General features: G+C 54.6%; 15 protein-coding genes. 12 read left to right on the top strand and 3 right to left on the bottom strand.

The window, feature by feature from the left end:
- The first annotated feature begins 230 nt into the window (after window positions 1-230).
- The 12 genes from IPN69_06900 to IPN69_06845 all read left to right on the top strand — a co-directional run bounded on the left by IPN69_06900 (window position 231) and on the right by IPN69_06845 (window position 15,181).
- A complete protein-coding gene (locus IPN69_06900) occupies window positions 231-1,646 on the top strand; it encodes a hypothetical protein (protein MBK8810450.1) in 1,416 nt (471 codons plus the stop codon).
- Window positions 1,647-1,870: 224 nt separating this feature from the next.
- Complete coding sequence (pap, locus tag IPN69_06895; GenBank protein ID MBK8810449.1) at window positions 1,871-3,352, top strand: polyphosphate:AMP phosphotransferase; 1,482 nt, start codon at window positions 1,871-1,873, stop codon at window positions 3,350-3,352.
- 63 nt (window positions 3,353-3,415) lie between these two features.
- Entirely contained in the window at window positions 3,416-4,507 is a 1,092-nt protein-coding gene (locus IPN69_06890; protein MBK8810448.1) for a tetratricopeptide repeat protein, read from the top strand.
- A gap of 82 nt (window positions 4,508-4,589) precedes the next feature.
- A complete protein-coding gene (locus tag IPN69_06885; GenBank protein MBK8810447.1) occupies window positions 4,590-6,074 on the top strand; it encodes a type VI secretion system contractile sheath large subunit in 1,485 nt (494 codons plus the stop codon).
- A 635-nt stretch (window positions 6,075-6,709) separates the two neighbouring features.
- Window positions 6,710-8,593 carry a tRNA uridine-5-carboxymethylaminomethyl(34) synthesis enzyme MnmG gene (gene mnmG, locus IPN69_06880; protein MBK8810446.1) on the top strand — a complete coding sequence of 628 codons (1,884 nt, stop codon included), beginning with the start codon at window positions 6,710-6,712 and terminating at the stop codon, window positions 8,591-8,593.
- 119 nt (window positions 8,594-8,712) lie between these two features.
- Window positions 8,713-9,474 (top strand): ParA family protein, encoded by a 762-nt coding sequence (locus IPN69_06875; protein ID MBK8810445.1) that lies wholly within the window; start codon window positions 8,713-8,715, stop codon window positions 9,472-9,474.
- A complete protein-coding gene (locus tag IPN69_06870; GenBank protein ID MBK8810444.1) occupies window positions 9,467-10,333 on the top strand; it encodes a ParB/RepB/Spo0J family partition protein in 867 nt (288 codons plus the stop codon). Before IPN69_06875 ends, IPN69_06870 begins: the two co-directional genes overlap by 8 nt.
- 145 nt (window positions 10,334-10,478) lie before the next feature.
- Window positions 10,479-11,420, top strand: a complete 942-nt coding sequence (gene selD, locus IPN69_06865) for a selenide, water dikinase SelD (GenBank protein MBK8810443.1) — start codon at window positions 10,479-10,481, stop codon at window positions 11,418-11,420.
- 38 nt (window positions 11,421-11,458) lie between these two features.
- Window positions 11,459-11,821, top strand: a complete 363-nt coding sequence (gene tatA, locus IPN69_06860) for a twin-arginine translocase TatA/TatE family subunit (protein MBK8810442.1) — start codon at window positions 11,459-11,461, stop codon at window positions 11,819-11,821.
- Entirely contained in the window at window positions 11,821-12,855 is a 1,035-nt protein-coding gene (gene tatC, locus IPN69_06855) for a twin-arginine translocase subunit TatC (GenBank protein MBK8810441.1), read from the top strand. Before tatA ends, tatC begins: the two co-directional genes overlap by 1 nt.
- 130 nt (window positions 12,856-12,985) lie before the next feature.
- A complete protein-coding gene (locus tag IPN69_06850) occupies window positions 12,986-14,617 on the top strand; it encodes a GWxTD domain-containing protein (protein ID MBK8810440.1) in 1,632 nt (543 codons plus the stop codon).
- 60 nt (window positions 14,618-14,677) lie between these two features.
- Window positions 14,678-15,181 (top strand): GNAT family N-acetyltransferase, encoded by a 504-nt coding sequence (locus tag IPN69_06845; protein ID MBK8810439.1) that lies wholly within the window; start codon window positions 14,678-14,680, stop codon window positions 15,179-15,181.
- Here IPN69_06845 and menC read toward each other — a convergent pair.
- From menC to IPN69_06830, 3 genes are all read right to left on the bottom strand, one after another.
- Window positions 15,171-16,277, bottom strand: a complete 1,107-nt coding sequence (menC, locus tag IPN69_06840; GenBank protein ID MBK8810438.1) for an o-succinylbenzoate synthase — start codon at window positions 16,275-16,277, stop codon at window positions 15,171-15,173. The two genes, IPN69_06845 and menC, sit on opposite strands and share 11 nt — an antisense overlap.
- Before the next feature lie 142 nt (window positions 16,278-16,419).
- On the bottom strand, window positions 16,420-16,869 hold the full coding sequence (locus tag IPN69_06835) for an SUF system NifU family Fe-S cluster assembly protein (GenBank protein MBK8810437.1): 450 nt from the start codon (window positions 16,867-16,869) through the stop codon (window positions 16,420-16,422).
- Between the two features lie 18 nt (window positions 16,870-16,887).
- Window positions 16,888-17,250, bottom strand: a complete 363-nt coding sequence (locus IPN69_06830; protein MBK8810436.1) for a cupin domain-containing protein — start codon at window positions 17,248-17,250, stop codon at window positions 16,888-16,890.
- Between the last annotated feature and the right edge of the window lie 50 nt (window positions 17,251-17,300).

Raw genomic sequence — 17,300 nt, 5'->3', positions numbered from 1 at the left:
ACGGAGATTACTCCGGCGAAAAGTGCGAGTCCGGCAAGTAGTGATCTGAGTCCCGTAACCGTTGCCATTTTGGAATCCTAACACAATCTGTTTTCGGATTTCCTCCTACCGCGTTTTGTGCAAGCTTCGATACGTTTCGATGGTCTGCGCGAGTCTTCTCGTTGGAATCCTTTACTTAAAAAGCGTTTTCCAATATGCTTCGGAAACCAATTAAGACTTGCCAAAAAAATATGAGCCATTTCGAATTCGTCCGACTTCGCGCCCTTGTTTCGTTCTTGCTGATCACCGTTGTGATATCTGCGGGTCTCGTCTCCACGGCTTCATCGCAGAAGAATCTGACCGACAACAAGAATCGTACGTCCGGACGACTGATCGTCGATAAAACGGACGGTATTCCGGTGACGCCGCAATATCAGATCTTCGATATCGGCGTCGTTCTTGCGGGCGACGCAAACTCGCAGGGATTCGGTGTTTCGACGAACGGAATTGCCGTCGGACGGTCGATAAGATCGGGAGCGGCGCAGGCCTTCTCGTGGACACAGGGCGGCGGGATCGTCGGTTTGACGAATCTTGCCGGACGTCCGTTTTGCGTTTCGAACAGCGCGAACGCCGGAGGTGTCGTGGTCGGGACCTGCGCGACGACCCTTTTCGGCTCGAGCCGGTTGCCGGTGATTTGGCAGAACGGGACGGTGGCGCAGCTTCCGTTGCCGGTCGGCGAAACGCTCGGCGATGCCAATGATGTCAACTCTTCGGGCGTTGCGGTCGGTTCGGTCAACGGCGGATCGCTGCAGAAGGCGGTTTATTACAGCAACGGAACGGCGACTTTCATCAGCCAGACGACGCCCGGCGGGAGCTTTTTCAACACCGCATTCGGAATCAACGATTCCGGTCGCGTTATCGGCACGGGGATCGATCCGAGCAATGCGGCCCGGAATGTCGGGATGGTTTACGACATCGGCAGCCCTTCGGCGTTCGAGGTTGGCGCATTGCCCGGCGCGAACGGAGCGCTCGCCTTTGGCATAAGCAACGGCGGCCACGTTGTCGGCTCAAGTATGTTGAATCAGGGTTCCGGCCTGCCATTTATCTGGACGCAGTCGAACGGCATTGTTTCGATCCCGTTGCCGATCGGCACTTCGCAAGGGTCGGCGCGAGCGGTAAATTCCGCGGGTTGGGCGGTCGGCACCGCATCCTCGGCATTCGCGATTCCTTTCTTGTACGACGGCACCAGTACGTTCAGATTGGCGGACATTATTCCGTCCGGAACGGGTTGGGATCTTTCGACGAACACGTCGTCGTCGGCGCTCGGCATAAGTGATACGAACATCATCGTCGGAACCGGGGTTTTCAACGGACAGGTGCACGCGTATGCGATGGTGCCGGTTGCGAATCTGTCGCTTGGCGGTCGTGTGTTGACTTCGGGGGGCGCCGGCATCCAGAACGCGCTGGTGACCATTTCCGGCGGAAATCTGCCCACCCCGCTGACAGTTCGAACGGGTAGTTTCGGTATTTACCGTTTTCAGGGTTTGCAGGCGGGCGCCGGTTTTACGGTGACGGTTCAGACGAAGCGATTCACGATCACACAGCCCTCGCGGACCGTGACGCCGACTTCCGACGTGAATAACTTTGATTTCATCGCGGAACCTTAATCCGAGCGTGATGAATCTGGCAGATATTCTTTTTCCGCGTCGTCGAGGCGCGGTTTTTTTCTTGTCTTTGAAAGCAGAGTTGCGAATTTGGGTGACGCAAGTCACTTTACTGGATTCCGGTTCGTGATAATTGTGAATAAAGCGGTATCGCTAATACCGTGAGGCTCGATTTCTGGCCGCGGATCATTTTGCTTTTGCGGCGAAAGCGCCTCAAGGAGTGAAATATGTTTGAAACCGCGGAACTCGGCCGCAAACTCAGCAAGGAAGAGTATCGTGCGCGCGAACCGGAACTTCGGATGCAGTTGCTTGAGGTTCAGGAAGACCTGAAAAAGGCACCGTTTCCGGTGATCATTGTCATCGGCGGCGTCGACGGAGCGGGCAAAGGCGAAACCGTCAATATCCTGCACGAATGGATGGATCCGCGCTATTTGCACGCCGTTTCGTTCGGCACGCCGTCCGATGAGGAGCGCGAACGTCCGGAAGCCTGGCGATTTTGGCGGACGCTGCCGCCGAAGGGCAGGATCGGTATGTTCTTCGGGTCGTGGTACACCCGCCCGATAATCGACTGCGTTTTCGGCAAGACCGGCGAAGCCGCGCTCGATTCGTCGTTGGTTTCGATCAACACGTTTGAGAAGGAATTGGTCGATGACGGTGCGTTGATCATCAAGTTTTGGTTTCATCTCAGCAAAGAGGCACAGGAAAAACGCCTCAACTCTCTCAGTAAAGACGCAAAAACGCGTTGGCGCGTCACGAAGACCGACTGGAAGCACTTCAAGATGTACGATACGTTCCGACACGTGTCGGAACGCGCGTTGCGCGCGACAAGCACCGGCGAAGCTCCGTGGATCGTCGTCGAAGGCGTCGATCCGCGTTACCGGAGCATTACTGTCGGCGAGCATATTCTCGAACAGATCACCAGACGGCTCGCGTCCGAAAAGGAACGAAGGAAGACCTCGACACACAAAACGATGGTGAAGGTCGGCGACCAAATATCGCTTCTCCGCACACTCGACCTGACGCAATCGATCACCGAGAACAAATACAAGGTGGAACTTGAAAAGCAACAGGGCCGGCTGAATCTTCTATATCGCAAATTCAAAGCCGAAGGGCGTTCGGCGATCCTGGTCTTTGAAGGCTGGGACGCGGCGGGCAAAGGCGGGATCGTTCGGCGCATCACCGGGGCAATGGACGCGCGCGACTATCAGATCATCCCGATTGCCGCGCCGACCGAGGAAGAACGGGCGCAACATTACCTTTGGAGGTTCTGGAGACATCTCCCGCGGGCCGGACGCGTGACGATATTCGACCGCAGTTGGTACGGGCGTGTGCTGGTCGAACGGGTCGAAGGCTTCGCGACCGAAGACGAATGGAAACGCGCGTATTCCGAGATAGAAAACTTTGAGGAACAGCTCCATCGCCACGGCATTCTGTTGTTGAAATTCTGGGTGCATATTGACAAGGACGAGCAGGCGAGCCGATTCGCTCTGCGGCAGCAAACAAGTTTCAAGCACTACAAGATCACGGACGAGGACTTTCGTAACCGGGAAAAGTGGGACGATTACGAAGTTGCGGCCGACGAGTTGGTCGAGCGCACGAGTACCGATTTCGCACCGTGGCACCTTATCGAGGCGAACGACAAGAAGTTCGCGCGGATCAAGACCCTGAAGATTTTTTGCAAGGCTATGAAGACCGCTCTCGAAAGGTAGGGTTTGATTTTGATGACGGCGATGTGCGGACTTTGTTCGTTGGTGCACATCGCGGAGTGTTTTATGAAAAAGACAGCGCTTTTGATTGTACTGATCTGTGTTTTCGGTGTTCCGGCGTTGGCGCAGAAGCTTCCCAAACCGACAATGACTCCGTCCGTTCCGACCACTGCTCAGAAATTCTTGATGCAACAAGGAATTGCGCTTCACGACAATAAGAAATTTGACGTTGCCATTCAGAAGTATCAGTTGGTATTGGATGAGAACCCGGATTGCACGGCTGCGATGTATGAGATGGCGTTGTCTTACGCCGCGAAAGGAGATGTTGACAAAGCGCTTGAGATAGCGATGAACGGCGTCAAATACAAGTCAACGGAGTTGTCGCTTTTTTACATTTTGATCGCCAATACATGGGACGATCAGGGTAAGTCGCAGGACTCTATCGAACTTTATAAAGACGCAATAAAGTTCCTGAAGGATGAGAAGAACAGTCAGAAAGCCTTGTCTAGTGTCTACTACAATCTTGGAGTGACATACGCGCGACAGAAGCTATACAAGGAATCTCGGGAAGCGTTGAAAAATGCCGTTTACAGCAATTTCGGCTACGGGAGTCCGAACTATCTTCTTGCCGAAGTATTCCTCAGTGGTAAGTACAAAGTGCCGGCAATGCTGGCCGCCGCCCGTTTTGTCTCGCTGGAACTCAATTCGGCGCGGGCGAAACGTTCGGCGCAAATCTTTTTGAGCATTCTGAAATCCGCAAAGAAAGATGAAAAGACCGGAACCATCAACATATTTCTCGATTTGGACGCCCCGAAAGATGAGGGCGATTTCGGAATGTATGATCTTGTCCTCGGAACCTTGACAACGATCGAAAGCAAAAAGGAAGAAACAAAGTCCGACGACGAGATCTTTGCCGAAGCGTTTGATTCCTTGGTCGCGCTGCTTTCGGAAGATAAGAAACTGAAATCGACTTTCGTCGGCAAGACATACATTCGATTCCTTGTTGAGCTCAAGAAGAAAGGCTTTTCGAAAGTGCTCGCGTATTTGATACTTCAGCAGGATGGCAATAAGACGGCTGAAAAATGGCTCGTCGAAAATGGCGAAAAAACCAAGGATTTTATCGATTGGGCGAAGAGTTACGATCCGAGCGGTTCATAACATCGTGGTGTTCTTTTCATAAAGTTGTAGTCGTTGTCTGGAATTTTTGCTGTTCGGGTATAAACTTACGGCAGGAGGATTTATGCCAATCACGGATTCGAATCTTGAAGGAATGTTCACGTTTGAGACGGGCGCGACGCCGTCTCCGGACGATCCGCCGTTTCACATACTGTTTCTCGGCGATTGGAGCGGCGACGGTGCGAAGCCTGAGTTGGCGAAACGGCGCCCGTTTATGATCGATCGCGATAATTTCGGCGCGCTTATGGAAAGGCTCGACGTGTCGCTCGAACTCGACATCGGCGTTGAGAAACTGCGGCTGAGTTTCCGCGACATTGACGATTTTCATCCCGACAGCCTTTTTCGAAATCTCCCGGTTTTCGCCGATCTTCGCGACGTCCGGCGACGGTTGCGTTCCGCCGATTCTTTCGACGAAGCAGCCGGCGAGGTCAGATCGTGGTTTGCGGTTCCCGAGCCGGTTTCCCAAGTCGACGAGGAGCCAAGACCGGCTTCGGCGTTTTCACTGGACGACATTCTGTCGGTTCGGCCGACGCGCCGATCTGACGAATCGGATCTGTCTCGGTTGATCTCGCAGGTCGTCGAGCCGTTCCTTGTTAAGATCGATGAGAACGAACAGTCGAAACTGGTTTCGGCGGTCGATGCCGCGATATCGGACCTGATGCGGTCGGTTCTTCATCATCCGCGGTTTCAAGCGCTCGAGTCCGCGTGGCGAGGATTGTTTTTCGCGGTTCGTCGGATCGATACCGACATCGATCTAAAACTGTACGCGCTTGATCTGACAAAGGACGAATGTCTTGATAACCTCAAATCTGTCAGTAGTTTAGCGGAGACAGTCATCTATCGCGAGGTGATCCGCGAACGTGTTGAAATGGTTGGCGCCGATGCCTTTGCCGTGATTTGCGGAAACTACTCGTTTGGCTCCAACGTCGATGATGTGGGGGCGCTGATGCGGCTCGGCAAGTTGGCGAATGCGGCAAATGCTCCGTTCATTTCGATGATGCGTCCGGAGATGTTCGGACTTGGGTCTTTCGAATCGCTGCCGGAACCGTCGGCGTTCAAGATCAGTGATGAATCGACCGAGGGCAAACTCTGGGCGGCGATCCGCGGAGTGCCCGAATCCGGTTTTCTCGGGATGTGTCCGATGAGATTCCTGGCCCGGGCTCCGTACGGCGCCAAGTCGGACCCTCTGGAAACATTTGAATTTGAGGAGTTTAGCGGTTTGGCAAAGCATCAGGAGCTGGTTTGGATAAACCCGTCGTTCGCGTGCGCCGTGCTCTTGGCTGAAAGCTATCGCGCTTACGGCTGGGATATGGGCGAAGCGTTGCGACGGGATATCTCGGGACTTCCGCTTTACCATTACGAAGTCGACGGTGAGAAGAAGCTGAAGCCGTGCGCGGAAACTGAAATGACGGAAGTGATCGCTGAAACGCTGCTCGAAAACGGTCTGATGCCGCTGATATCGTTTCGCGACAGCGACCGTGTGCGTTTGGCGAGATTTGAATCGATCGCATCGCCGTCGACGACGTTGGGCGGAAGGTGGAATCGCTGACCTTGGTAAAACTTGAACCCTTGAATCTGCATTGGATTAACGAATCGGACGACAATGCCGAAGACTTGTGTGTTCACGGTAACGTCGTTTTCGGGGTCGACGATGTGATCTTCGTCGACCCGTCACACGGAGATTTAACGCTCAGTGCGAGCGGTTTGTTCTTGCTCAGGACGCTGGAATTACCCCACAGCGTCGACGCTCCCGTTTCCGAGGACAACCAGTTGTTCCCGCATTGTGGATTCACCGTTTGGCCGGCGGAAGTCTTCAAGGGTGAGAGTGCGTTTTCTGTCGTAATTCCCGGATGCGATAGAGGTGTCGATTTGCGAATTGACCGATCGCCCGGAATTGTGACTGTTAGCGATTATTCGGGGAGAGCGCGGACCTGTTCTGAATCCGATTGGCTTAGCGCTGTTCTCGGATTCGCGCAGAGAATTGAAGATTTCTACGATTCGTCGCCAAAACGAGCCGAGCCGCCCGACGAGCTCGCACAAATCGGTTGGAACGCGTTTTGGGCGGAATGGCGAAGCCGGAAGGCTGAATTTGCAGCGCCCGGCTGAAATACTGGCAAGAGCTCACGGTTTTCTATACAATGTGAAGTTACTCTGATCGCGGGTTTTCCCGCTTTTTGTATCTGTATGTTCGACGAGACTTTTGATGTGATCGTGATCGGCGCCGGCCACGCGGGCTGCGAGGCGGCCTCGGCCTCGGCGCGTCTCGGTGCGGACACGGCGTTGGTCACGATCAATCTCGATCTGATCGGACAGATGTCGTGCAATCCGGCCGTCGGCGGAATCGCCAAAGGGCACGTCGTTCGCGAGATCGACGCGCTCGGCGGGATTATGGGACGCGTCATCGACCGTACCGGAATCCAGTTCCGCCTACTGAATCGTTCGCGAGGTCCGGCCGTTCAGTCGCCGCGCGCGCAGGCGGACCGAAGTTTGTATCGTGTCGAGATGCGGCGTGTACTCGAAGCGACTCCGAATCTGAGTCTTCGGCAAGGTGTCGTAGTTGCGTTAATTGTTGAGCAAGAACGAGTTATCGGCGTCGAGATGCAGGATCAAAGGCGTTTTGGGGCGAAAGCGATTATCGTTGCGACGGGTACTTTTCTGAACGGGACGATCCATACCGGCGAACGCACATTCTCGGCGGGTCGGGCCGGCGAACCAGCGTCGATCGAGCTTGCGGATAGCCTGAAGACGCTCGGATTTCCCGTCGGAAGGCTGAAAACGGGAACTCCGCCGCGGCTCGACGGGCGGACGATCGACTGGGACGCATTTGAAGCGCAGCCGCCCGACGAAACTCCGGTTCCGTTCTCGTTCGCGACGGAGAAGATCGAGCAGCCGCAGATCCAGTGCTTCATCGGCTACACGACGGACGAATTGCACGACCGGATCCGCGGGAACCTCCATCGCTCGCCGCTTTACTCCGGCAAGATCAAGGGCATCGGTCCGCGCTATTGTCCGTCGATCGAGGACAAAGTTGTTAAGTTCGCCGACAAGAATCGACATCAGCTTTTCCTCGAACCCGAAGGCCACGACACGAACGAGATCTATTTGAACGGTTTTTCGACTTCCCTTCCGGCGGATCTTCAGCAAGAACTTCTGCGGATGGTCAACGGTTTCGAAAACGTCAGGATCATTCGCCCCGGTTACGCGATCGAGTACGACTTCGTCGATCCGCGACAATTGCGGCCGACGATGGAAACGACGCGCGTCAACGGACTCTACTTCGCGGGCCAGATAAACGGAACGACCGGTTACGAGGAAGCGGCGTGCCAAGGTCTGATGGCCGGGATCAACGCGGCACTGGCGATCGACGGTCGCGATCCGTTTGTCCTCGCACGCGACGAGGCGTACATCGGCGTGCTGGTCGACGATCTCATCCAGCACGGCGTCGATGAACCATATCGCTTATTCACTTCGCGCGCCGAAGCGCGGTTGACGCTCCGGCACGACAATTCGGATGAGCGTTTGTCGCCGAAAGGCCGTGAAGTCGGCCTCGTCGGGCAGACGGATTGGGAGCGATTCAACGTCAAGCGTGACCGAATCGCGCGTTTGCGCAATATGCTTGACCTGACCCGTTTCAAGCGTTCATCGGTCGAATATGCCGGCATTTCGCAGATTCTCGGCGTCGATCTGGGTGATTCGATCACTCTCGGACAGCTTGCGATGCGACAAGGCGTCAACAGCGAAATGATTCATCGGTTGTTGCCGGACGAGATCCGGGGCGAGATCTCGACCACGATCCTGGAAACCGCTTTGGCCGATTCCCTTTATCGCGGCTACATTCAAACGCAGCGGACTGCGAACGAGCGGGTTAACCATCACGATAACCTGAAGGTTCCGGACGGTTTTTCATTCTCAGCGATCAGCGGACTCTCGAACGAAATGGTTGAGCGCCTCGAACGCGCTCGCCCACAGAACTTTGCGCAGGTGCGCAAGATCAGCGGACTCACACCAGCCGCTATTTCGACCGTACTGATTCATCTTACGGGTCAAAGGCAGCGAGCCGGCATATGAATGTGGAACGTTCCACATTCGGTTTCGCGTGAATGTTGTGTGGAACGTTCCACATAATAGAAAATCCTCTCGCGGTATGTTAGTTTATACAGACCCGAAAGACGGAAAAAGCGTAATAAATGGGAAAGATAATTGCGATCGCCAACCAAAAAGGCGGCGTCGGAAAAACGACAACTGCCGTTAATCTCGCTGCCGGATTAGCTGTCCAGGAGAAAAAGATACTGCTCGTCGATGCCGATCCGCAAGGAAACGCGTCGTCAGGCTCCGGTATACAACGCGGAATCACCCGGAAAACGATCTATAACGCGCTGGCACTCAACGAGCCCGCGGAAAATATTGTCGTTCCGACCGAGTTGCCGTTGTTTTTCGTTCTGCCGGCGGACAAAAACCTTGCCGGTGCCGAGATCGAGTTGGTTGAAATGGAACGACGCGAGTATCGGCTGAAAACCGTCATCGAACCGCTTCGTGACCAGTACGACTACATAATCATCGACTGCCCGCCGTCGCTCGGACTTTTGACGATCAACGGATTGACCGCCGCCGATTCCCTGCTTGTGCCGATCCAATGCGAGTATTTTGCGCTCGAAGGCGTGACCGAACTTTTCGACACGCTTGCGCGGTTGCGCCGGGGCCTCAATCCCCATCTTTCGATCGAAGGACTATTGCTGACGATGTTCGACGAGCGGACCAATCTGTCGTCGGCTGTGGCTCAAGATCTGCGCGATTTCTACGGCTCGCAGGTATTGAAAACGGTGATTCCGCGAAATGTGCGTTTGGCAGAGGCGCCGAGTCACGGACAGCCGATCATTCTTTATGATATTCGATCGCGCGGCGCCGAGAGTTATATGGAACTTGCGAAGGAGATCTTAAGTCATGGCTAGAAAAGCTCTGGGACGCGGCCTTAGCGCCCTCATCACGGAAGAAACCGACACCCCGAACGAATCTGCGGGCTCGCTGGAAATCGACATTGACCTCATCACACCGAATCCGGAGCAACCCCGAACGCGATTCGCGGAAGAGAATCTCGAGGAGTTGGCGCAGTCGATCCGCGCGAACGGGATTGTCCAACCGATTCTGGTAAGACGAAAGAACGGTCGATACGAGATCGTCGCCGGCGAACGCCGTTGGCGCGCATCGCAGCGCGCGGGACTTCAGAGAATTCCGGCAGTGATCAAGGAAGTCACCGATGAGAAATTGCTCGAACTCGCGCTGATCGAGAACATACAGCGGCAAGAACTGAATGCGATGGAAGAGGCGCGAGCTTACCGGAAACTAATTGATACAATTGGACTTACGCAAGAAATGATTGCCGATCAAGTTGGCAAGGACCGGACACTCGTGGCAACGTCGCTGCGCCTCCTTAAACTTCCTGCGGACATACAGAAGTTGATCGAGGAACAGAAACTCTCCGCGGGTCACGGCCGCGCGCTGCTGATGGCTGAAAACGCCGATTCGCAACGGCGCATCGCGCGCAAGGTGATCGAGATGTCGCTCTCGGTTCGTGAAACCGAAAAAGTTGTCAAGCGGGCTGACCGTAAGGAGGCGGAAACTGTTACAAACAAAGGGGTTACGCGCGCAATTGACGCGAATGCGAAGGCTGCGGAGACAAAGCTTCGAAGGCATTTCGGGACAAATGTTCGAATCGTCCCCAACTCGAAAGGTCCGGGCGGAAAACTGGAGATCGAATACTACGGCGAGTCCGACCTTGACCGCATTTACGAACTCATTTTGAAAGGTTAGTTTGCTGGATCAACGCATTGCTTTCTCGTCGGCGAGACTGCAAAATGATTCTTTGACACGATTTATGGAGCAGAGACGATTAACGGAAATGGTTTCCTGTGCGGGTTGAGTGGCCAAACTCGCCCCCGGCGACCTTGCTCAAGTTTTGAGCAAACTTCCGAAACAGAATAGTGAGAATGTGATCGTCGGTTTCGATACTTCCGACGACGCGGGAGTTTTTCGTCTTAACGACAGCACCGCTCTGGTTCAAACGCTCGATTTCTTTACGCCGATCGCCGACGATCCGCAGACTTACGGCCGCATCGCCGCGATCAATTCGCTCAACGACGTATACGCGATGGGCGGAACGCCGCTGACGGCGCTCTCGATCGTATGTTACCCGCAAAAAGGCGACTGGGATGTCCTCGGCGAGATCTTGAAAGGCGGGCAACTGGCCCTGAATTCAGAGAACGTGGTTGTTCTCGGCGGTCATTCGGTCGATGACCAGGAGATTAAATTCGGTTATGCAATCACCGGAACTGTTGACCCTAAACGAGTTATCACGAACGCGGGAGCTCGTGCGGGAGATGTTCTGGTTCTGACGAAACCGATCGGAACGGGCGTCATCAGCACCGGGATCAAGTTCGAAAAGGCGTCTCAGAGAGCGATCGACGCGGCGATGAACGCGATGACAACTTCGGCGCGGGAAGCGTCAAATGTTATGCGACGCCTGGAAGCGAACGCCTGCACTGACGTCACAGGCTTCGGATTCCTCGGCCACGCCTACGAAATGGCGAAGGCGAGCGGCGTGACGCTTGAGATCGACGCCGAAAGCGTTCCGCTTCTTCCCGACGTGCTCGAATTGATCGAACTGAAGATGCTGACGCGCGGCGACCGAAACAATCGGATATATGTCGGGGAAACGATCGCCTTTTCCGAATCGGTTTCGCGCGAGATGCAAAGCGCCCTGTTCGATCCGCAGACGGCCGGCGGTCTGCTTATCAGTTTGAGCGTAGAGAACGCCGAAAAAATGGTTGCCGAACTCGGGAACGCGGTCATCGTCGGTCGCGTTCGGAGCTTTGACCGTCATCTTCTGAAAGTATCTTGATCACGATGTTGCTTTTACTTATCGGAGAATCGTTGGGAATGCAGGAACTGATCCTGATCGGCGTGATTGCGCTGATCATTTTCGGTCCGCGCAAACTTCCGCAGATCGCCCGGACGATCGGTAAAACGATGGCGGAGTTCCGGAAAGCGACCAACGAGTTCAAGTCGACGTGGGAAAAGGAGGTCGATTTCGAGCGGCTCGACGCCGACGAACCGGTCGTTACACCGAACACCATCGCCAAGGAGAGTCCGATCCAACTTCCGGAGATAAAAGCGCTCGAAGAAAGCGACTACGGGAAAATGTCGATCACCGCGACCTCGCCTGCAGCCGCAGAGGAAGTCGCGGCGGCTGAAATCGAACCTGACGACGAACAGCAGAAAGGCAAACGCGACTGGTTGTAATGATGAACGCTGAGGAAACAATCCAGGAAACAGAGATCGGAGCGCAAATGTCCTTTTTGGAACATTTGGACGAACTTCGCAAGCGTCTCGTGCGATCCGTCCTGATCATCACGGCGGCCTTTGTTTTGTGCTGGACGGTTTCCGACAAGATCTATAATTTCCTGGCCGTGCCGGTCCAGCGCGAACTGGCCGAAGCCACGCAGCGCCGCGTTCAGAACGACGACAATTTCACGTTCATCAAGGACGGCGACACCGGGCGATACGTCTTTGATCGCGCGACAAGTCTCGGAAGCGTCGTCGTGCCGGTCGGGACGACGGTTTTGGCGCGGGTGTCGAAGTGCGCCGAAAACAACTTCTGTATCAACTCCGACGAGGATCTTCTGGTCGGCAGTTACCTCGTTCCGAAAGGTGTCAAAATTGCCGAACTCACGGCCACGATCGCGCGAACCGCAAGCAGTGACGAACAACTCATCGTGACGACCGCGACCGAGCCGTTTACGCTTTACGTCACGGTTTCGCTCTATGCGGCCATCGCGGTCAGCGTTCCGTTTCTGTTGTGGCAGATTTGGGCCTTTATCGCGCCGGCCCTATATCGTCACGAACGCAAATACGTCACGCCGTTCATTGGCCTTTCGACGATCTCGTTCGTGCTCGGCGCCGCATTTGCCTATTACATCTTGTTTCCTCCGGCCGTGCGGTATCTTCTCTGGCTCGGCGAGGACTTTCGGCTGATGCTCCGCGCGACCGACTATTTCGATTTCATCACGCTCATAATGCTGGCGATGGGGCTTATCTTTCAAATGCCGGCGATCACCTATGTTCTCGCGCGGATCGGGCTTGTTAACGCAGGTTTTCTTGCCAAAAGCTGGAAGTTCGCGATCATTATCATCCTCATTGCGGCGGCGGTTATTTCACCGACCGGGGATATACCGAATATGATGCTCTTCGCCACGCCGATGATGATGCTCTACGTCATATCCATCTTCGTCGCCTGGCTCTTCGGCAAAAAACGTGTTCCCGACCCGATTGTATAAGGCCGAAGCAACCAATCGATGGCCAGAGAGCATCTTGAATTATTGCTGAATACTGTCTAGAATCTTAAGAGCTAAAAAGTTAAGCCAGGCAACTGGAAATCCAAACGACAAGCACTGGGAGTTTTAAGTTATGTCCAAGAGAAATTTCGTTCGCAATTTGACCTTGATTGTCTCGATTCTGATCGCGGCCGCGCCGTTTGCCAAGGCGCAGGATCCGAAGGAAACGCCGAGCCAGAACGTGGAAGACAAGGTTCGCAAGGTCAAGGATGAAGTTAAGAAGGTTTACGAAGACTGGCTGAAGAAAGACGTTACGTACCTCATCACGCCGGAAGAAAAGCGAGCTTTCAAACAGCTCAAAACTGACGAGGAGCGCGAAAATTTCATCGAGAATTTCTGGCGGCGGCGCGATCCGAACCCGGACACTGAAGAAAACGAGTTTCGAGAAGAGTATTACGAGCGAATAGCTTATGCGAACGAACATTACGCCTCCGGAATTCCGGGATGGATGACGGATCGCGGCCGTACTTATATAACGTGGGGCAAACCGGATTCGGTCGAGTCGCACCCGGCCGGCGGCGCTTACGACCGTCCCAGCTATGAGGGCGGCGGATCGACGACTACCTATCCCTTTGAAATTTGGTTCTATCGTCACTTGGACGGCGTCGGCGACGGGATCGAGATCGAATTCGTCGATCCGACCGGAACCGGCGAGTATCGAATTGCGCGGAGCCCGAACGAGAAGGACGCGCTTTTGATGGTTCCCGGCGCCGGTTTGACGACCCAGGAATCTCTCGGACTCGTGAACAAGGCCGATCGCATCACCGGTCAGGGTCAATCCGGCGGCTATGGTTACCAGCGTGAACAGGATTCTCCGTTCCGGAGACTTGAGATAATCGCGAACCTGCAGCGTCCGCCGCAAGTGAAATACAGCGATCTCCAGACGGCCTTGACCGAATCGGCCGTTATCGACAACAATCCGCTCGATTTTCAGCTGCGGGTCGATTACTTCCGTCAGTCGGACAGCGCCGTGATGACGACATTCACGGTTCAGGCCGACAACAAGGAACTGGTTTTCGAGAGCGTCGGTGGTCTGCCGACCGCGAGAATGAACATCTTTGGACGAATAATGGCAGTCTCGGGCAAGCGCTCCGGAATCTTCGAGGACTCCGTCACAACGAGCGCGACCGACGAGGAACTCGCCGACGCAAAAGACAAGAAGTCGGTTTATCAAAAGGCGATCGCACTCACTCCCGGAACGTATAAGGTAGACGTCGTCGTGCGCGATGTAGTTTCCGGCAACAAAGGCATTCGAAGCTTTGGTTTCACCTTGCCGAAGTACGACGAGAAACAGCTCGACACGTCTTCGCTGATTTTGGCGACGAAGCTCCGGACGACGAACGAACGTGATATCGGCGGGATGTTCGTCATCGGAACGGCGAAGGTCATTCCGAATCTTGCCGGCGTCTACAAGAAGGGTCAGGAAGTCGGCATCTATATGCAGGTTTACAATGCCGGCATCGATCAGACCACGCTTCGTCCGGCGGTCGATGTCGAATACGTTCTCACAAAAGGCGGCAAAGAGATCTTTCGGCAACCTGAGAACTGGGAAGGACTCAGCGACTCGGGACAGCGTTTGACACTCGCGCGTCTTCTCTCGACGATCGGAATGACGGCCGGTGACTACGAGATCAAGATCAAGATCAAAGACCGTGTCAGCGGCCAGATGATGGAGCGCGGCGACAAATTCACGATCATCGACTAACCGATTGGATTTGCTTTTTCCGGCCGGCGTTTGAGAAAGCGCCGGCTTTTTTTTATGACATTGCCGGTTTCAAAGAGACTTGTTTTCCGATCGTACGCGCCCGCGGACCGCGAGTCGTTTCTCCGTCTCGTGACGGACGAAACCGTGATGAAACACGTCGACAAGGGAGTTCTCGAACTCCCGGAAGCGGAACAGCTTTGGCGTAAGTTGATCGACGAGTTCTATCCAAGCGGAAGCGACACGATCTACGCCGTCTTTACAAAGCAGGGAAACCGCTACGTCGGACACGCCGCCATTCGCCCGAGACCCGAAAGAAAACAGGACTGGGAAATCAGTTATATGCTGGTACCGACGGCTTGGGGAAAGGGATACGCGACCGAGATCGCGAGAAGCCTGATCGATTTCGGCTTCAACGAACTTCAACAACGCGAGGTCTTTGCGACAATCGCTCCAGAAAACACGGCGTCGATCGCGGTCGTCAAAAAAGCAGGTATGTCGCTTTGTGACGCTGAGGTCGGAGACTCCGACCCGACTTTGGTCTTTTCGATCCAGTCTAAAGTTTGATCCGTCTGACCGAAGCTTTGGCGATACGGTCTTCCCTGACATCGAACCCGATTCCCGGTCTGTCGGGTGCAACGATTGTCCCCATAGCGGAAACCTCGACCGCCGGTTCGATGATGTCCTCGTGCCAGTATCGCTTTGACGCGGAAACATCGCCGGGCATCGTATAGCCGGCGAGCGTCGAGATGGCGATGTTATGGGCGCGTCCGATCCCCGCTTCGAGCATTCCGCCGCACCAGACCGGCATCGAGCTTTCCCGCGCCGTCTTCTCGACCAGCATTGACTGCGTGTGTCCGCCAACCCGCCCGTTCTTGAGGTTGATGATCTGCCCCGAACCAAGCTCGATCGCCTTGCGGGCGTCGTCGGGAGACTTGATCGGCTCGTCGAGGCAAACCGGCGTCCTGATCTCGCGTTGCAGCTTCGCGTGATCGATGATGTCGTCGTGCGGCAAAGGCTGCTCCAGCATCATCAATCCAAAATCGTCCATCTTCTTGAAAAGATCGATATCCGCCAGCGTGTACGCCGAATTTGCATCGCCCATCAGCGGAATCATCCCAAACTCTTCGCGGACGCGTTTGATGACGTCATAATCCCAATGAGGCGCGATCTTGATCTTGATCCGCTGATAACCGGCGTCGAGCTCGATCTTGATCTTCTCGAGCAATTGTTCGACCGAATCCTGGATTCCGATCGACACGCCGCAGGCGATCTCGCGATTGACCCCGCCAAGGTGCCGCCACAAAGGGACGCCAAGTCGTTTCGCCTCCAGATCCCAGCAGGCGGTCTCGACCGCAGCTTTTGCCATTCGGTTTCCGCGAACGTGTTTCATCAAATCCCAAACTCCGGCAGCCGACTCGACCTCGGCTCCGATCACCATCGGAGCCAGAATCTTCCCGATGACCTCCCAACACGATTCGGTCCACTCCTCCGAATACGAAGGTGTTTCGCCCGCGGTGCATTCGCCCCAACCTTCGATTCCGCTTTCGTCTGTGACGCGGACAAGAATGATCCGCCGTTCATATGTCCGCCCGAAACTGGTTTCGAAGAAATGGACCAATGGAAGAAGTATCTCCGTGAGTTCGATTGATTTGATCTTCATAACAAAGACTTATTTTAAGTCGGAAATCGATAATTGTTAACTCCAACGAAACAAAGTCGCGGGATTCTTCAATGAACAAAAAAACAACCCCGGCAAACCGCCAGGGTTGTCATCAATCACAATGTCGCGTTCCGTCTCGAACTCACTCGGTGGACGTCGACTCTTCGCCGTGAAGTGCCGCGTGGACCGTGTGCCACGATAGGGACGCGCATTTCACGCGCGCCGGAAACTCGAGAACGCCGGCGAAAATCCGGAGTTTGCCGAGATGATTCTCTTCGTTCTCGATATCCAGTTTTCCGGTCACCATCCGGTGAAACTCGTCAAACAGAACTTCCGCTTCTTCGCGTGTCTTTCCTTTCAGCGTCTGGGTCATCATTGACGCCGATGCCTTTGAGATCGCGCAACCGGAGCCCGTAAATGAAACATCGGTGACGGTTTCGCCTTCGACGTGCAGATAAACCTTCAGCTGATCGCCGCAAAGCGGATTATGTCCGTCAGCGTGGAAATTTGCATCCGCTATCTCACGATAATTTCGCGGGTTCTTGTTGTGATCGAGGATCACTTCCTGGTAGAGATCGCTAAGTTCTGACATATTGATTTCGGATTTCCGTTAGATTCTTTCGGCGCCCGGCGCGGTAAATTCCGCGTCGATCAAATTCCCCGTGTTCCGCAGATCCTTTGGTTCGAACAGAAGTACTTCAACTTCGCTATCGGCGACCGGCCGATGCTCGGCGCCACGCGGAACAATGATGAATTCACCCTCATTCAGTTCGACCGTTCGGTCGCGGAATTCGATGCGAAAACTCCCTTTGTATGCGAGAAACATCTCGTCCTCGTTTTCGTGGAGGTGCCACGGAAATTCTCCTTGAAACTTGACCAACTTAACTTCCTGGCCGTTCAATTCTCCAACAATTTTGGGACGCCAATGCTCGTTGATGAGAGCGAATTTCTCGGTAAGTACAACCTTTTTCATCTTTGCATACCAAGCCGCCTGAAGGCGGAACTCCAAGCGAAACCGGAACT

The sequence above is a fragment of the Acidobacteriota bacterium genome (genome assembly GCA_016715115.1).
Lineage (GTDB): Bacteria > Acidobacteriota > Blastocatellia > Pyrinomonadales > Pyrinomonadaceae > JAFDVJ01.
The sequence above is the reverse complement of the archived record's forward strand: the minus strand, read 5'-3'. Positions and strand labels throughout refer to the sequence as shown.

What these genes read in the sequence shown, in the direction of transcription:
- IPN69_06875 (MBK8810445.1), top strand. Translation starts at nt 8,713, where the DNA reads ATGGGAAAGATAATTGCGATCGCCAACCAAAAAGGCGGCGTCGGAAAA.
- IPN69_06835 (MBK8810437.1), bottom strand. Translation starts at nt 16,869, where the DNA reads ATGTCAGAACTTAGCGATCTCTACCAGGAAGTGATCCTCGATCACAAC.
- tatA (MBK8810442.1), top strand. Translation starts at nt 11,459, where the DNA reads ATGCAGGAACTGATCCTGATCGGCGTGATTGCGCTGATCATTTTCGGT.
- IPN69_06870 (MBK8810444.1), top strand. Translation starts at nt 9,467, where the DNA reads ATGGCTAGAAAAGCTCTGGGACGCGGCCTTAGCGCCCTCATCACGGAA.
- menC (MBK8810438.1), bottom strand. Translation starts at nt 16,277, where the DNA reads ATGAAGATCAAATCAATCGAACTCACGGAGATACTTCTTCCATTGGTC.
- IPN69_06850 (MBK8810440.1), top strand. Translation starts at nt 12,986, where the DNA reads ATGTCCAAGAGAAATTTCGTTCGCAATTTGACCTTGATTGTCTCGATT.
- pap (MBK8810449.1), top strand. Translation starts at nt 1,871, where the DNA reads ATGTTTGAAACCGCGGAACTCGGCCGCAAACTCAGCAAGGAAGAGTAT.
- IPN69_06830 (MBK8810436.1), bottom strand. Translation starts at nt 17,250, where the DNA reads ATGAAAAAGGTTGTACTTACCGAGAAATTCGCTCTCATCAACGAGCAT.
- IPN69_06900 (MBK8810450.1), top strand. Translation starts at nt 231, where the DNA reads ATGAGCCATTTCGAATTCGTCCGACTTCGCGCCCTTGTTTCGTTCTTG.
- tatC (MBK8810441.1), top strand. Translation starts at nt 11,821, where the DNA reads ATGATGAACGCTGAGGAAACAATCCAGGAAACAGAGATCGGAGCGCAA.
- IPN69_06885 (MBK8810447.1), top strand. Translation starts at nt 4,590, where the DNA reads ATGCCAATCACGGATTCGAATCTTGAAGGAATGTTCACGTTTGAGACG.
- mnmG (MBK8810446.1), top strand. Translation starts at nt 6,710, where the DNA reads ATGTTCGACGAGACTTTTGATGTGATCGTGATCGGCGCCGGCCACGCG.
- IPN69_06890 (MBK8810448.1), top strand. Translation starts at nt 3,416, where the DNA reads ATGAAAAAGACAGCGCTTTTGATTGTACTGATCTGTGTTTTCGGTGTT.